At 45.5% G+C, this 15,599-nt stretch carries 13 protein-coding genes; 10 read left to right on the top strand and 3 right to left on the bottom strand.

Annotated elements, in window-relative coordinates; translation table 11 throughout:
* Positions 1-30: 30 nt before the first annotated feature.
* Positions 31-1,041 (bottom strand): phage shock protein operon transcriptional activator, encoded by a 1,011-nt coding sequence (gene pspF / locus OO774_RS09955; protein ID WP_264901991.1) that lies wholly within the window; start codon positions 1,039-1,041, stop codon positions 31-33.
* A 231-nt stretch (positions 1,042-1,272) separates the two neighbouring features.
* Here pspF and pspA point away from each other — a divergent pair, with 231 nt between their 5' ends.
* From pspA to OO774_RS09920, 7 genes are all read left to right on the top strand, one after another.
* The gene (pspA, locus tag OO774_RS09950) at positions 1,273-1,944 is read left to right on the top strand and encodes a phage shock protein PspA (RefSeq protein WP_264901990.1); all 672 of its coding nucleotides are present in this window, start codon (positions 1,273-1,275) and stop codon (positions 1,942-1,944) included.
* Positions 1,945-1,958: 14 nt separating this feature from the next.
* Positions 1,959-2,192: an envelope stress response membrane protein PspB gene (gene pspB, locus OO774_RS09945; RefSeq protein ID WP_264901988.1), complete on the top strand. Its 234-nt coding sequence runs from the start codon at positions 1,959-1,961 to the stop codon at positions 2,190-2,192.
* Positions 2,185-2,574 carry an envelope stress response membrane protein PspC gene (pspC, locus tag OO774_RS09940; protein WP_264901986.1) on the top strand — a complete coding sequence of 130 codons (390 nt, stop codon included), beginning with the start codon at positions 2,185-2,187 and terminating at the stop codon, positions 2,572-2,574. The genes pspB and pspC overlap by 8 nt, the downstream gene beginning before the upstream one ends.
* A gap of 157 nt (positions 2,575-2,731) precedes the next feature.
* Complete coding sequence (locus OO774_RS09935; RefSeq protein WP_264901984.1) at positions 2,732-3,763, top strand: efflux RND transporter periplasmic adaptor subunit; 1,032 nt, start codon at positions 2,732-2,734, stop codon at positions 3,761-3,763.
* 1 nt (position 3,764) lies between these two features.
* On the top strand, positions 3,765-4,850 hold the full coding sequence (locus OO774_RS09930) for an efflux RND transporter periplasmic adaptor subunit (RefSeq protein WP_264901982.1): 1,086 nt from the start codon (positions 3,765-3,767) through the stop codon (positions 4,848-4,850).
* Complete coding sequence (vmeI, locus tag OO774_RS09925; protein WP_264901980.1) at positions 4,847-7,948, top strand: efflux RND transporter permease subunit VmeI; 3,102 nt, start codon at positions 4,847-4,849, stop codon at positions 7,946-7,948. Before OO774_RS09930 ends, vmeI begins: the two co-directional genes overlap by 4 nt.
* Positions 7,949-8,026: 78 nt before the next feature.
* Entirely contained in the window at positions 8,027-8,599 is a 573-nt protein-coding gene (locus OO774_RS09920) for a DNA-3-methyladenine glycosylase I (protein ID WP_264901978.1), read from the top strand.
* A 238-nt stretch (positions 8,600-8,837) separates the two neighbouring features.
* On the opposite strand, the gene OO774_RS09915 is transcribed toward OO774_RS09920, so the two are convergent.
* Both OO774_RS09915 and cls read right to left on the bottom strand, forming a co-directional pair.
* Positions 8,838-10,049 (bottom strand): cystathionine beta-lyase, encoded by a 1,212-nt coding sequence (locus OO774_RS09915; RefSeq protein ID WP_264901976.1) that lies wholly within the window; start codon positions 10,047-10,049, stop codon positions 8,838-8,840.
* A gap of 238 nt (positions 10,050-10,287) precedes the next feature.
* Entirely contained in the window at positions 10,288-11,742 is a 1,455-nt protein-coding gene (cls, locus tag OO774_RS09910) for a cardiolipin synthase (protein WP_264901974.1), read from the bottom strand.
* Between the two features lie 423 nt (positions 11,743-12,165).
* On the opposite strand from cls, the gene OO774_RS09905 reads away from it, so the two are divergent.
* From OO774_RS09905 to OO774_RS09895, 3 genes are all read left to right on the top strand, one after another.
* Positions 12,166-13,536, top strand: coding sequence for a sodium-dependent transporter (locus OO774_RS09905; protein WP_264906100.1), 1,371 nt, complete (start codon positions 12,166-12,168; stop codon positions 13,534-13,536).
* A 214-nt stretch (positions 13,537-13,750) separates the two neighbouring features.
* Positions 13,751-14,443, top strand: coding sequence for a TIGR01621 family pseudouridine synthase (locus tag OO774_RS09900; protein ID WP_264901972.1), 693 nt, complete (start codon positions 13,751-13,753; stop codon positions 14,441-14,443).
* A gap of 28 nt (positions 14,444-14,471) precedes the next feature.
* Positions 14,472-15,404, top strand: coding sequence for a class I SAM-dependent methyltransferase (locus tag OO774_RS09895; RefSeq protein WP_264901970.1), 933 nt, complete (start codon positions 14,472-14,474; stop codon positions 15,402-15,404).
* The last annotated feature ends 195 nt before the right edge of the window (positions 15,405-15,599 follow it).

The raw sequence follows: 15,599 nt of genomic DNA, 5'->3' as shown, positions 1-15,599 counted from the left end.
TGATAACAAACAACGAGCAAAACCTGAGAGTTAACTTTGTCCTACCAGCCCGTACTTTCGAACCATTCCACGTAATTGATGATAACTAAGCCCCAGTAATTCTGCAGCCTGACGTTGATTGAACTTGGCCTCTTCCAGCGCACGATTGAGCAAGCTAATATCTTGTTCTTCCTGCCACTGTTTGTAATCGAGCGGGAATTGAACGTGAGTGCATTGTTCTGTGACTTCCGGTTCCGCTTCCACCTGTTCATTCGAGTGACCCAAAGCGTTGTCCCAGACGGTTGCGAAAGGATTGAATATCAACTGGTCAATTGGATCGGCATTTAAGCCGTGCTGGTAGATCGCGCGTTCAATAACGTTTTTAAGCTCCCGAACGTTACCTGGCCAAGGATATTCAAGTAGCGAGCGCTCTGCTTCCGCGGTAAAACCAACGAAATATTCAAGCTGAAGTTCTCGGCACATCTTGATGGCGTAGTATTCCGCTAAAGAGAGAATGTCTTCTCTTCGTTCACGGAGCGGGGGCAGCATGATGACATCAAACGCGAGCCGGTCGAGCAGATCGGCGCGGAAATCGCCTTGCTCGGCAAGTTTTGGCAAGTCGGCATTGGTCGCGCAGACTAATCGCACGTCGGCATTCAAAGCCGTGTGCCCGCCAACACGTTCATATTCACCATATTCGATTACGCGCAGTAATTTTTCTTGCACCAACAGCGGGGCAGTCGCCAACTCATCGAGGAAGAGGGTGCCGCCTTCTGCTCGCTCAAAGCGGCCTTTATGTTTGCCTTTTGACCCGGTAAACGAGCCGGACTCATGGCCAAACAATTCAGAGTCAATCAAACCTTCGCTCAATGTGGCACAATTTAACGACAGAAGTGGCTTGTCCCAACGTCTTGATAAATAATGCAAACGCTGTGCAATAAGCTCTTTACCGGTACCGCGCTCACCAATAATGAGTACCGGGCGTTCAATTGGCGCAAGTTGTGATACTTTATCTAATACAGCGAGAAAAGCGGGCGATTCACCAATCAGGTTTTGCTTCATAGATTCCTTCTTACTTAGCTGCCTAGGTGTGAACTCAAATTCGAATTGGTGAAATTCACCAACAGTTGGTGAAAAACATCATAGCACAATGGTGCATAACAACAATAAAATGCATAACTATTTGATTTTAAAGAAAAGAATAAGTTGGCACGCAACTTGTTATGTATTTAGGTAGAGACAAGGTCAATCACCACCTTGTCGGGTTTTAATAGGAAAAAGAGGAGTTCCGTCATGGGTATTTTTTCTCGTTTTGCAGATATCGTTAACTCAAACATCAGTGCATTGTTAGACAAGGCGGAAGATCCTGAAAAAATGATCCGTCTCATCATTCAAGAAATGGAAGACACGCTGGTAGAAGTTCGTACTAACTCGGCGAAAGCGATCGCAGACAAAAAAGAGTTGGCTCGTAAAGTTGAGGCTATCGAAGATCAGATCAATGAATGGGGCAAAAAAGCCAGCCTTGCGTTAGTAAAAGAGCGTGAAGATTTAGCGCGTGCCGCACTGATCGAAAAGCAAAAGCTGGAACAGTTAATAAAAGGCCTGCACACAGAGCAGACCTTGGTTGAAGAGACTATTGATAAGCTGACTGGTGAAATCGGTAAGTTGGAAAATAAAATTGCGGAAACACGAGCGAAACAGCAAGCTCTGGCGATCCGTAACCAAACCGCATCAAATCGTCGCGATGTTCAAAAACATCTTCACACTAACCGCACTAACGAAGCCATGGCTAAGTTTGAACAATACTCACGCAAAGTCGATGAGTTGGAAGCGGAAGCTGACCTTTATTCGAGCACTGGCCAGTCAAAATCGTTAGAGCAGGAATTTGCAGAGCTTCAGGCGCAAGATGAAATTGAAAAAGAGTTGGCAAAACTGAAAGAACAGATGTCATCACAAGATAAATAAGAAAGGAGCCATTTATGTCGACATTTTTTATGACTGGACCACTGATTGTCTTTTTAATCTTTGTCGCTCCACTATGGCTTTTCTTACACTATCGCAGTAAACGAAAAACGGATAGTGCACTGTCGAGTCAAGATCTGGAACGCCTTCAGGTACTATCCGAAAAAGCAGAATCCATGCAGTCCAGGGTGGATACATTAGAAAGGATACTAGATGCAGAGTCACCAACTTGGAGACGCAAGTATGAATAAACGAGAATTGTATCGTGATCCTGCAAATGGAAAACTTGCTGGCGTGTGTGCCGGGTTTGCCAACTATTTTGGTGTGGAAGTCTGGCTGATTCGTATCTTGGTTATTTCTGCTGGCTTGCTAGGTGGTACGTTTTTAGTGCTTCTCGCGTATGTTGCTTTGGCGTTTATGTTGGAAAAGCAGCCGATGACGTATTCGGAAAACATCAAGGCGCAGCAGGATCATACTTTAAAGAGTAAACCGTGGCAGAAAGGCCAAAGCCCAGAGCAGTTATTGGGCGTACTTGAACGAGATTTCGAACGTATTGATAGTAAAATTCGCAACATGGAAGCGTATGTCACTTCTGATACATTCAGAGTAGACAGAGAATTCAGTAAACTCTGAGGCGCTTCTCTAAGTATCCACGTTAAGAGCAGGCAACAAGTCTGCTCTTCCTTCACAAATTACTAATTTTAAAGCAATATTACCCCTGTTCCATGTGGCAGCTTGAGCATTGTTCATCTATTTTAAATGTAGTCTCTGTATTCATTGGATGAATGTCATGAAAAAATTGCTCATTCCGATAGCCATTTCAGCCGTTCTATCGGGTTGTGGTGAAGAGCTTCCACCCGTACCAGAACCAGAATCTCGCCCCGCTAAACTTTTTACCGTCTCTGTGGGTCATTCACAGTTTGATCGTTACTTCCCTGCAACGACTGACTCCGGAGATAAAGCCGTACTCGCCTTTCGTGTGCCCGGTTTGCTTCAAACGATTGATGTTCACGAAGGCCAACTCGTCAGTAAAGGTGATGTGTTGGCAACATTGAATCCTGATGAATATACGCTTCTAGAACAACAAGCGAGGGCAAATTTTGCGCTCGCGGACGTGCAATACCAACGGTATAAAAAGCTTCGTGTCGATCAAGTTGTATCAGAGCAGGATTTTGATGAAGCGAAAGCCAATCACAACTCCGCCAAAGCTCAGTGGGATCAGGCGAAAGCCAATCTTAGCTACACCAAACTCCTTGCTCCTTATGATGGCACGATTTCTTATTTACCGGCAGAAAACCATGAATACGTTGCGGCAAAAGAGGGCGTGATGAATATTCAAACCAATCAGTTGATGAAGGTCATGTTTCAACTTCCTAGTCACTTGCTCAATCGCTATGCCCCGGGAGTGAACGTCTCTGCAAAGATGGAATTTGATGCCTTCCCTGAGCAATCTTTTGATTTAACTTTTCAGGAAATCGATACCGAAGCCGATCCAAAAACGGGCAGTTATAAAGTCACCATGGTGATGGAAAGGCCCGAAGGGGTGGGGATTCTACCCGGGATGTCGGGCAACGTACTCGTAACTTCACAGAACTCAGATACTACCACTATTCCGGACTCTGCACTATTTGAAGAATCTGGGCAAAACTACGTCTGGCGCGTTGATGAGCAAGGTGTCGTAACCAAAGCTGCGATCACACTGAATGAACAAAAACAGGTACTACAAGGACTTGATGATGGTGATGTGATCGTAATATCAGGTGTCAACGTGATAGAACCCGGCATCAAAGTGAGAGCCTGGGTTAAGGAAAGAGGGTTGTAATATGAGAAGAATTATAACCTTAGCCATTCTCTGCTCGTCTCTTTTTATCTCTGGTTGTGGTGATAAAAGCCCAGCAAAAGAGGTAGAAACACCCCGGGTGAAAGTGGTTTCACTAGAGGGAAGCAAGGTCGACGATAACTTGTACTTTCCTGCCGTAGCGAATGCGGCCGATCGTTCCCACCTCAGTTTCAGAGTCGCTGGAGAAGTCAGCAGCGTCAGGGTAAAGGAAGGTGATATGGTGAAAAAAGGTGCCATCATCGCAACGTTAGATCCCACGGATTATCAACTGGATGTGGATAACGCCACGGCTCGTTTTTCTGTGGTGGACAGCCAATACCGTCGTTCTCGTCCTCTTGTCGATAAAGGCTTACTGGCAAAATCACAATTTGATGAAATAGCCGCGCAGCGCCAAATTGCTCTGGCAGAGCGGAAGCTTGCTCAGTTACGTTTGTCATTCACAACGCTAAAAGCGCCAGTAGATGGCATCATTTCTAGGGTTAATATAGACCAATTTGAAAACGTTCAGGTTGGTCAACACGTGGTCAATATCCATAGTTTGGAACGTTTTGAGGTATTGATTCAATTGCCGGATCGTTTGTATGTGAAACAACCACCCACAGAAGAAAGGCTCACCTCTATTCAGGCGGTGGTGAGAGTTCCGAGTGGTAATGAATACACGGGAACCGTTAAAGAGTTTACCACTGAGCCTGATCCAGCCACTGGCACCTTTACGGTAACGCTCTCACTACCGATGCCAAAAGATGAGTACATTCTTGATGGAATGGCGGTTGAAGTTACCTCAAAGGATGAAAAGGTTGGTTTGGATTTGGATGTGGGACTCAATGTACCTATTGAAGCGATTTTTAACGCAGATGGGGATGCGCTTAATCGGGAAAACAAGTTTGTTTGGGTACTCAATGACGATAGCACCGTTTCTCGAAAACAGATCCGCATAGGCAAAGCCTCCAAGACGTCCATACAGGTATTGGATGGACTTGAACTAAACGATCAAGTTGTCGTCGCTGGTGTATCGAGGCTCAGAGAAGGCATGCAAGTAGAAGTGGTTGAGCAGGAGGCAGGTTTATGAGCGAGCAAAATAGAGTGCCTCAAACGGATGAAGACGTAACAGGTATCGCAGCGTATTTCATTAAAAATCATGTGATCAGCTGGATGGTGTCGTTGATCTTTTTGATCGGCGGGATCGCGGCATTTTTGGGGCTAGGACGTCTGGAAGACCCTGCGTTTACCATTAAAGACGCTATGGTGGTGACTTCATATCCCGGAGCCACACCTCAGCAAGTGGAAGAAGAGGTAACTTACCCGCTTGAAAAAGCGATTCAGCAGTTGATGTATGTGGATGAGGTGAATTCTATTTCGAGTCGTGGGCTGTCACAAATTACCGTAACGATGAAAAACAATTACGGTCCGGACGACCTACCACAAATCTGGGACGAGTTACGGCGCAAAGTTAATGACTTGAAAGGCACATTACCTCCAGGTGTGAATGATCCTCAGGTAATTGATGACTTTGGTGATGTCTACGGCATTTTACTCGCAGTGACCGGAGATGGTTACAGCTACAAAGAACTTCTGGACTATGTGGATTACCTGAGACGGGAGCTCGAACTTGTAGATGGCGTGAGTAAAGTATCTGTGTCTGGCACACAACAAGAACAGGTCTTTATCGAAATCTCAATGAAGAAATTGAGTAGTCTGGGCTTGTCTCCTGATACTGTATTCAGTCTCCTCTCAACTCAAAACGTTATCTCAGATGCTGGTGCGATCAGAATTGGTGATGAGTATATCCGTATCCAACCAACCGGGCAGTTCCAGAATGTCGATGAGTTGGGTGATTTATTGATCACTGAGGTGGGTGCTCAGGGGCTGATTTTCCTTAAAGACGTGGCTGAAATTAAACGTGGCTACATTGAAGTTCCAACGAACATTGTTAATTTCAATGGCAGCTTAGCACTGAATGTCGGTGTTTCGTTTGCAGAAGGCGTCAACGTTGTAGAAGTGGGGAAAGTGTTTGATCACCGACTTGCTGAGCTGAAGTATCAACAACCTGTCGGAATTGAGATTTCAGAAATTTACAGTCAGCCGAAAGAAGTGGACAAATCAGTCAGCGGATTTGTTATTAGTCTTGCACAAGCGGTTGGGATAGTGATCGTCGTATTGCTGTTCTTTATGGGTCTTCGTTCTGGATTGCTTATCGGTTTGATCTTACTGCTAACCGTTCTTGGTACCTTCATATTTATGAAATACCTCGCGATTGATCTGCAGCGTATTTCTTTAGGGGCTCTGGTTATCGCGCTGGGGATGCTGGTGGATAATGCCATCGTCGTTGTTGAAGGGATATTAATAGGTACGCAAAAGGGAAGAACGCGCTTACAAGCGGCAACCGATATTGTTACCCAAACTAAATGGCCTTTGCTTGGTGCCACGATCATTGCGGTCACCGCCTTTGCGCCAATTGGGCTCTCGCAGGATTCAACTGGTGAGTACTGTGGTACTTTATTTACCGTACTGCTTATCTCTTTAATGCTGAGCTGGTTCACTGCGATTTCTTTGACGCCATTTTTTGCGGATATTTTCTTCAAAGGCCAGAAGATTAAGCAAGCAGAAGGCGAGGAGAACGACCCGTATAATGGGATTGTCTTTGTTGCCTATAAGAAATTTCTCGAGTTCTGTATGCGCCGAGCCTGGTTCACCGTTGTAGTGTTAATTGTAGGGCTTGCGGCCAGTGTGTACGGATTTATGTTTGTAAAACAGTCCTTCTTCCCATCTTCAACAACACCGATTTTTCAGTTGGATGTTTGGTTACCTGAGGGGACGGATATTAGAGCAACCAATGATAAGCTGAACGAACTTGAGCATTGGTTAGCGCAACAAGAACATGTGGAACATATTACGACGACGGCAGGGAAAGGCTTGCAGCGCTTCATGTTGACGTATGCGCCAGAGAAGAGTTATGCCGCCTATGGTGAAATCACCACACGAATGGAAAACTATGAAGCGCTAGAGCCATTGATGGTACGTTTCAGAGCGCATTTAAATGCCAACTATCCAGAGATAAACTACAAACTTAAACAAATTGAGTTAGGCCCGGGAGGTGGTGCGAAAATAGAAGCGCGCCTTATCGGTTCTGACCCAACGGTGCTTCGCACGCTGGCCGCTCAAGTAATGGATATCATGTACGCTGACCCTGCCGCGACGAATATTCGACATGATTGGCGAGAGCGTACACAGGTGCTTGAGCCGCAGTTTAATGAGAGCCAAGCTCGCCGTTACGGCATCACTAAGTCAGATGTTGACGACTATCTCTCCATGTCTTTTTCGGGTATGACCATTGGTCTTTACCGTGATGGGACGACGTTGATGCCAATTGTGGCTCGATTACCTGAAAATGAACGGATCGATATTCGTAATATCGAAGGCATGAAAATCTGGAGCCCGGCGAAAAGTGAGTTCATACCGCTACAACAAGTCACGATGGGTTATGACATGCGTTGGGAAGATCCAATCGTCGTGCGTAAAAACCGTAAACGTATGCTCACAGTGATGGCTGATCCAGACATATTGGGTGAAGAAACGGCTTCAACATTGCAAAAGCGTCTACAACCCCAAATTGAAGCAATTGAGATGCCATCGGGATACTCTATCGAGTGGGGAGGAGAATACGAGTCATCAGGTGATGCTCAGGAATCGTTGTTTACGACAATGCCAATGGGCTACTTGTTCATGTTCCTTATTACTGTATTCCTGTTCAACTCGGTCAAAGAGCCACTGATAGTCTGGCTCACTGTACCTTTGGCATTGATCGGGGTTACAACGGGTTTGTTGGCACTGAATACACCATTTGGTTTTATGGCATTGCTTGGTTTCTTAAGTCTGTCGGGTATGGTGTTGAAGAACGGTATCGTTCTACTCGATCAAATCGAGCTTGAGATGAAGTCAGGTAAAGAAGCCTACGTTGCGGTTGTTGATGCCGCTGTGAGTCGTGTCCGCCCGGTATGTATGGCGGCCATCACGACTATTCTTGGTTTAGTTCCGCTTTTACCCGATATTTTCTTCAAGCCAATGGCGGTGACAATCATGTTCGGTTTAGGCTTTGCGACGGTATTGACTTTGGTTGTTGTACCCGTGTTGTACCGTCTTTTCCACAAAGTAGCTGTACCGAAATAGAATTGGCAAAAATCGTTAACGCCTCTGGCTAGGTCAACAGATCGTATTGAGTCAGGGGCGTTTTTATAAGGACTTGAAATGACAGAACACATAAGTTGCGCTTGGGCGATGAACCACCCGTTGGAGCGTGAGTATCATGATGCCGAATGGGGAGTTCCCGTTTATGACGACAAAGTACTATTCGAATTTATCACGCTTGAAGGTGCGCAAGCAGGACTGAGCTGGATTACCATACTCAAGAAGCGCGAAGGCTACAGAGAAGCATTTGAACACTACGATTTAGATGTTTTGGAGCAGCACGGTGAAGAGCGAGCTGAATATATCGTAGAAAATTATGATGTCGTCAAACATCGCGGCAAGATCAATTCAGTGTTCAGCAACGCAAAAGCGGCCAAGCAGCTGATTGATGAGTATGGCAGTCTGTCAGATGCTTTGTGGCAGTTTGTTGAGCATAAACCTGTGATCAATCAATTTCAGGATATGAGTGAAGTACCTGCTTCAACCGAGCAATCAAAAGCGATGAGTAAATTTCTCAAGAAAAAAGGCTTTAAGTTTGTCGGCGAAACGATTTGCTATGCGTTTATGCAAGCGGTCGGCATGGTCGATGATCATATCGTCGGATGTCCGTGTAAAACGGAGCTGTCGGGCTAAATCATCGTTGTTTAGTTAATACAATAAATGCGCCGCGAGCGGCGCATTTAATCCACCTGGTCATTCTGAACAGCGACGGAGGAGCGTGATTCAGAATCTACTATCCGAGTTCGTAGCAGCTAAATTACTTTCTGCAGCTTCTCAGCACGTTGATATTAGATTCCTCGTCTCGCCAAGGCTCGCTGGAATGACTCAGTTGAGAAAATAGTTCACTTTCTACTTATAGAATTGAGTATTACTATTTCGACAATGAAGCTTCATTCTCAAGAATCAGGGCATTGTATCGTGCCAGCCCAGCTTCAAGATCAGCAATCAAGTCATCAACATCTTCCAAACCAATATGAAGGCGGATTAAAGTACCTTCAAAATGTGGGTGTGCGACAGTGCGTAGGCTGTTAAAGCTCTTTGGTTCATTAGCAAGAATTAAGCTCTCAAAACCACCCCAAGAGTAGCCCATACTGAAGTGTTTCATTCCATCGAGCAAAGCGGTCGTCGCTTTCGGGTATGATGTTTTGAGTACGAATGAGAACAGACCATTACCGCCGGTAAAGTCGCGTTTGAAAAATTCATGGCCTGGCGACGATTCCAGTCCTGGATGAAGCACTCGCTCCACTTCAGGTCGAGCTTCTAACCATTTAGCGACTTTCAAGCTGCTCTCTGCATGTTGGCGAAGACGAACATCTAAAGTACGCAGGCCGCGCAAGCCAAGGTACACATCATCAGGAGAAACACACTGTCCCATTAAGTAGCTTTGTTCACGCAACTGATCCCAGTACTTCTCTGAAGCCACTGCCGTACCCAGCATCACGTCTGAGTGACCGACGATGTATTTGGTGGCAGCCTGTACTGAAATATCCACACCATGGTCGAATGGAGAGAAGTTAACCCCCGCACCCCAGGTATTGTCGAGAATCACAATGATATCGTGTTCATGGGCAATACGCGCCAGAGTTGGAACATCTTGCACTTCCATGGTGACTGAACCAGGAGATTCGAGGAAAAGTACTTTGGTATTCGGTTGAATTAAATCACGAATGTTCTCGCCGATCATTGGATCATAGTAGGTTGTCTCTATCCCCATTTTTTTCATGATGACGTTACAGAAATCACGTGTCGGCTCGTAACACGTGTCAACCATGAGAATGTGGTCGCCAGTCTCTACAAAAGACAGGATAGTGTTAGAAATCGCAGCGGTGCCACAAGGGTAGAGAGCACATCCCGCACCGCCTTCAATTTCAACCATGGCATCCTGAAAAGCAAAGTGCGTGTTGGTACCACGGCGTCCATAAAACAGCGTTTTGTTTGCGCGGTTGATGGTTGATTGGTTTTTCTCAGCAACACTGTCAAATACGATGGTTGAAGCGCGTTGAACGGGTGGGTTAACGACACCATTTGTCCACTTTTTATCGCGGCCTGCGGTAATCAGTTTGGTCTTTTTACCCTCTGACATATCAATTCCCTGTTTAAATAAAACGATTTTGAGTATTTAAAACATGGACTACGGGTTGTTTGCAAGGGAAAACTCTATTATCACGCCATAACCACTTGGAACACCTAATAGCCTAAGGGAATACCTAGTGAGTCTAGTTAGAGGTATCTCAATTATTCTGGGGTTTACAGCAGCCCGATAAAACAATCCCGCGCCAATGAGTTTAGTGCGGGATTGGCGTTTTAATTGTCAGAGAGCATTACAGAAGAGGGTTAAAAAGATAGAACACGCGTTCTAAGAATCGCGAGAACAGACTCCGCTTATCCCAAACCTTTTTTTCAACTGGATAGGACTGTTTGATGTAACTGTCTTGCAGAGATGACATCTCTTTGGTGAAGTCTTCATCATCTACGGCCAACGTGACCTCAAAATTCAGCCACAAGCTGCGCATGTCCATATTTACGGTGCCGACTAAACAAAACTGCTCATCAATAACCACGGACTTTGTATGCAGCAGGCCACCATAAAACTCATAAATCTTCACACCTGCCGTGAGGAGTTCACTGTAAAAGGCACGAGAAGCCCATTGAACCATGACCGAGTCATTTTTATGAGGAATGATAAGTTCAACTTCGATACCTCGCTGCGCGGTCATTTTCAGTGTTTCCAGTAAATCCGTATTCGGAACAAAATATGGAGTGGTAATTCTCACTGAACGATTGGCTTGATTAATGGCTAACGTTAGAACCTGATAAATGAGGTATTCGGGCATGCCCGGACCTGACGGTACCACTTGTATCGGGTGCTGGTACTGATAGCTATCGATTTTGCATACCGGTCGCTTCGGAAGTTGACGCTCGCCAGTTTCGACTTCCCAGTCCCAGCAGTGAATCGCGCTCAACACATTAACCGTTGGGCCAGTAATCCGAACCATAATGTCAATCCAATGGCCGACACCACTACTTTGTTTAAAGTAAGCCGGATCGACGAGGTTCATTGAGCCGGTGTAGGCGATCTCATCATCAATAACAATGATTTTTCTGTGTTGGCGCAGATCTAAACGACGCAAGAATATACGCCACATCTTTACTTCCAATGCTTGTATCACTTCTATGCCCGCATCCTTCATCATCCGGTACCAAGGGCTTCTGAAAAATCTTGGACTGCCCGCTGAATCAAGCAAGAGTTTTACGTCTACACCTCGCTTGGAAGCGCGAATAAGCGCGGAGGCGACGGAATCTGCCAAACCTCCAGGGTGCCAAATGTAGAACACCATCCGAATACTGGTTTGGGCGTTTTCGATATCTTCTATGATCGAATGCAAAATTTGCTCGGGGGCCTGCTGCAATGAGAGTGTGTTACCGCTGAGTGCTGGTAGCCCGAGACGGTTATTACACAGTTCATCAATGCGATAGATATGACGTCCCATGGTTTCTGGCATGTGCGCGTGACAATCATTGAGCTGGCTGAACCACTCGGCAAAAGGGGCGAACATCACTTTTGCCCGTTCAGCTCGTTTTCTGCCCAAGTTCAGTTCGCCGAAAAGGAAATAACAGGCGACACCAAGAACCGGAAGAATATAAATGATCATTAACCAGGCTAACGAAACACTCACGGCGCGTCGTTTTAACACCACACGGATGGTGACACCAGCGACGAGCAACCAATATAGCCCAATGCCAGCAAGAGTAAGAAAATGATAAAACTTATCCATATACGCTCAAATTATTACGCCCATTAAGGATATTAGGCATAAAAGTGTGTTGGGGAAACCGCTTTTTATTAAGAATTAAAGTGATTTTATATGAGGGATTGAGTTCATAACAGGGGAATCTGTTATTCCTGCTTAAGTTACAAGGTTAATCTTTAATCGATGGATAAAAAAACAGCATATAACATGCGTGATGCAGCAATTGCGCGATAAATATACTTGTTGAGACTTTTAATTTTAACGGGGAACTGGTTTACTGATGGATAGTGCGTCTAACAATAATTTTATAAGTGTATAACTTAATATAAACACACATTTTCGACGCCTATCTCTATGCAAACACAACACATTTAATTTTGGAGAAAAAACGTGGCTACAACTAATACAGCACCACGTGATACGTGGGGGTCTAAATTAGGCTTCGTTATGGCCGCAGCGGGTTCCGCTGTTGGCTTAGGTAATATATGGAAATTCCCTTACACGGCAGGAGAAGGTGGCGGTGGCGCATTTGTCGCTATTTACCTTATCTTTGTCATTTTTATTGGTTTTAGCGTAATGCTGACCGAGTTCGCGGTTGGTCGTAAAACTGGTCGATCTGCGGTTGGTGCATTTAAATCAACCGATCGACGCTGGACGTTTACTGGCGTGATGGGGGTGCTGAGTGGTCTGCTGATCATGGGTTTCTACCCTGTCGTGGGCGGTTGGGCTCTGGCGTACATCTTTAAAGTGGGCGGGGGCCTGTTGAGTACACCTGAAACTATCGGTGACAGCTTCGGTGGTTTCATTTCTGATCCTTTTCAGCCTCTGATATGGATGGCGGTTTACCTGTTCATGAATATTTTCATTGTTATGAAAGGTATTTCTGGTGGTATCGAGAAGGCGGGTAAGGTTTTGATGCCGCTTCTATTCCTTATTTTGATTGTCGTATCAATAAAAGGTCTGATGTTACCAGGCGCAATGGCAGGGGTTGAGTTCTTGTTCATGCCAGACTTCTCTGAAGTCAACAGCAGTGTTGTACTTGCTGCGCTTGGTCAGGCGTTCTTCTCACTAAGTTTGGGTATGGGCTGTATGATTACTTATGGCTCTTACCTGAAGAAGAAAGAAAACGTGGTGCAAACTACAGGCATGATTACTGCCATGGATACGGGCGTCGCAATTCTTGCGGGTATTGCAATGTTCCCGGCGATGTTTGCTTTCGGCATTGAGCCAGCAGCAGGTCCTGGTCTGGTATTTGTTGTTGTTCCACAACTGTTTGCTGAAATGGGCGGTCTAATCGGCTTCCTGTTTGCGATCATGTTCTTTGTTGGTTTGACTGCGGCTGCATTAACGTCGTCGGTTTCACTGCTTGAAGTTGTGGTTTCTTACCTAATCGATGAAAAAGGTATGAAGCGTTCAAAAGCAGTGCTTTCAGCAAGCTCAGTAATGGCAATATTGTGTGTATTCGCTTCTTTGTCACTGGGTGGCATGGGACCAACACTGTTTGGTACTGGCGCATTTGATATCTTCGACCTACTGACTGATAAAATCTTTATGGCTGTTGGTGGTATGTTACTGTGTATCTTTGCAGGCTGGCGACTCAATCGTGATGAGCTTGAAAAAGAGATCACCAATGACGGCAAAGTGGCTTTCCCACTATTTGGGCTTTGGTACAACCTAGTGAAGTACGTTATTCCGGTCGCGATTGCCATTGTTGCTTTCATGGGCATCAAATCAGGATTTGACAGTGGTAAAGGTGAAATCATGGTACTTGGTATCGTGATTATCGGTTTGGCAGCTATCTTCTCGAAGAAGCTGTAAACCTCCAGCATATTCACTTTTAAAACGGGAGCCTCTGTTGGCTCCCGTTTTTTTATGCTTGTTATATTGGCTTAATGATTGAGCTGTCACACGTTTATAGCAAGTCACGAAAAAACTTAAGGTTTGAGAACTGGAAAGGTAATGGGGCAGTTTAAGCTCGCCTAATCAATCAGAATCGGTATACTTCTCGCTCCAAACGCGGAGCCAGGTTTTTATGTTCGATATACTACATACCCATCAAGACTTTCTGATCATCAACAAACATCCTAATGTTTCTGTTCACAAAGACGATGGCGACACCATGCTGTTACAAGAAGTGGCCAAGCAGAGTGGCGATGAACAGCTTTATCTCGTCCATCGACTGGATAAAATGACGTCGGGTATTTTGCTCCTCGGACGCAACGTCAAAGCGGCCAGTGCGTTATCTCAAGCCTTTGCTGATCGACAAGTGGAAAAATTCTATCTGGCGATTGGCTCGAAAAAGCCGAAAAAGAAACAAGGTTTGGTGATTGGCGATATGGAACGTTCACGCCGTTCATCATGGAAACTGGTAAACAGCAAACATAATCCTGCGATAACACAGTTTTTCTCCCTTGCCGCAGAACCCGGTGAGCGCCTATTTTTGTGTAAGCCACACACTGGCAAAACGCACCAAATCCGCGTGGCATTAAAATCGGTTGGCTCAGGTATTGTCGGCGATCCAATTTATAATGCGGGTAGCGAGGCGGATCGTGGTTACCTGCATGCCTTTTCGCTCTGTTTTCAATATCAAGATGAACAATATCGCTTTGTCTGCGATCCGAGAGACCACAAAGCGCTTGGGAGCAAATGGCACAATGAAATCGTCTCTCAAGGCCTGGATAGCTGGCTTTCGCCTTGGGAATTGAACTGGCCAACCATCAAATAAAAGTTTGAAAGATTAAAAAGAGAACTCGATGCAAGCATCACAACTTCCGCTGTTTTTTCAGCATCTAGAAACCGAGCTCGCACAAGCTCCAAATGAAATTCGTCGATTATTTCACGGCCGTGGCCGTCGTTTTGAAGGTCTAGAGCAAATCACTTGCGACTGGTTACAAGGTCAGTTGATCATTAACTTGTTTAAAGAAGTCGACGACGCGTTTCTCGCTGAACTGAAAAGTGGCCTCAATACGTTGGCTGAATCAGAGCTGTGGGCGAGCAAACAAGGCCGTACAATGGTACTTCAGCACCGTTATGCCGATGGCGCACCTTCAGAAGTGCTTGTTGGTGAGTTAGATGCTCGCCCGGTCGTTGAAGAAATCGGTTTGAAATACCAGTTAGATATTGGCCGCAACCAAAACTTCGGTTTGTTTTTGGATATGCGCTACGGCCGTGATTGGGTACGCGAAAATGCCAAGCATAAAAACGTGCTTAACTTGTTTGCCTACACTTGCGGCTTTTCTGTCGCTGCCATTGCAGGTGGCGCGGATAAAGTCGTCAACGTAGATATGGCGAAAGCATCGCTGTCGAAAGGTCGAGAGAACCACAAGCTGAATGGTCACAATACAAATCAAGTCAGCTTTATGGGGCATGATATCTTTAAGTCGTGGGGCAAAATTAAGAAATCTGGCCCGTACGATATGATTATTATCGACCCACCTTCTTTCCAAAAAGGCAGCTTTGCGCTTACCAAAGACTACAAAAAGATTCTGCGTCGATTGCCTGATTTGTTGGCAGAAGGTGGTCAAGTGATGGCGTGTGTGAACTCACCATCAGTGACCAGTGAATTCTTGATAGAAAGCATGCAAGAAGAAGCGCCACAACTGACGTTCCGCGAGCGTCTGGATAACCCGCCAGAGTTTATGGATGTGGACAGCGAAGCGGCACTGAAAGTGTTGCTGTTTAGCTAGAAGTAATTACGACGAAACGAAAGTTGTACCTATCTATAATACCAGCCGTTTGAGTACGGCTGGCATCTCCGCGATACTCCGTCACTCTGAACAGCAAGGCACGAGTGTGATTCAGAGTCTATTCTCAGAGTGAGCGATTCCTAACATGTCTTAACACGCTGATATTAGATTCCTGATCTCGCTTAGGCTCGTCGG

The organism is Vibrio sp. STUT-A11, assembly GCF_026000435.1.
Taxonomy (GTDB): domain Bacteria; phylum Pseudomonadota; class Gammaproteobacteria; order Enterobacterales; family Vibrionaceae; genus Vibrio.
This window is presented reverse-complemented; position numbering and strand designations above follow the sequence as displayed.

Excerpts from the sequence above, each read along its gene's own strand:
- OO774_RS09920 (WP_264901978.1), top strand. The coding sequence starts at position 8,027 with ATGACAGAACACATAAGTTGCGCTTGGGCGATGAACCACCCGTTGGAG.
- OO774_RS09935 (WP_264901984.1), top strand. The coding sequence starts at position 2,732 with ATGAAAAAATTGCTCATTCCGATAGCCATTTCAGCCGTTCTATCGGGT.
- OO774_RS09930 (WP_264901982.1), top strand. The coding sequence starts at position 3,765 with ATGAGAAGAATTATAACCTTAGCCATTCTCTGCTCGTCTCTTTTTATC.
- pspF (WP_264901991.1), bottom strand. The coding sequence starts at position 1,041 with ATGAAGCAAAACCTGATTGGTGAATCGCCCGCTTTTCTCGCTGTATTA.
- pspC (WP_264901986.1), top strand. The coding sequence starts at position 2,185 with ATGAATAAACGAGAATTGTATCGTGATCCTGCAAATGGAAAACTTGCT.
- pspB (WP_264901988.1), top strand. The coding sequence starts at position 1,959 with ATGTCGACATTTTTTATGACTGGACCACTGATTGTCTTTTTAATCTTT.
- OO774_RS09905 (WP_264906100.1), top strand. The coding sequence starts at position 12,166 with ATGGCCGCAGCGGGTTCCGCTGTTGGCTTAGGTAATATATGGAAATTC.
- vmeI (WP_264901980.1), top strand. The coding sequence starts at position 4,847 with ATGAGCGAGCAAAATAGAGTGCCTCAAACGGATGAAGACGTAACAGGT.
- cls (WP_264901974.1), bottom strand. The coding sequence starts at position 11,742 with ATGGATAAGTTTTATCATTTTCTTACTCTTGCTGGCATTGGGCTATAT.
- OO774_RS09915 (WP_264901976.1), bottom strand. The coding sequence starts at position 10,049 with ATGTCAGAGGGTAAAAAGACCAAACTGATTACCGCAGGCCGCGATAAA.
- OO774_RS09895 (WP_264901970.1), top strand. The coding sequence starts at position 14,472 with ATGCAAGCATCACAACTTCCGCTGTTTTTTCAGCATCTAGAAACCGAG.
- pspA (WP_264901990.1), top strand. The coding sequence starts at position 1,273 with ATGGGTATTTTTTCTCGTTTTGCAGATATCGTTAACTCAAACATCAGT.
- OO774_RS09900 (WP_264901972.1), top strand. The coding sequence starts at position 13,751 with ATGTTCGATATACTACATACCCATCAAGACTTTCTGATCATCAACAAA.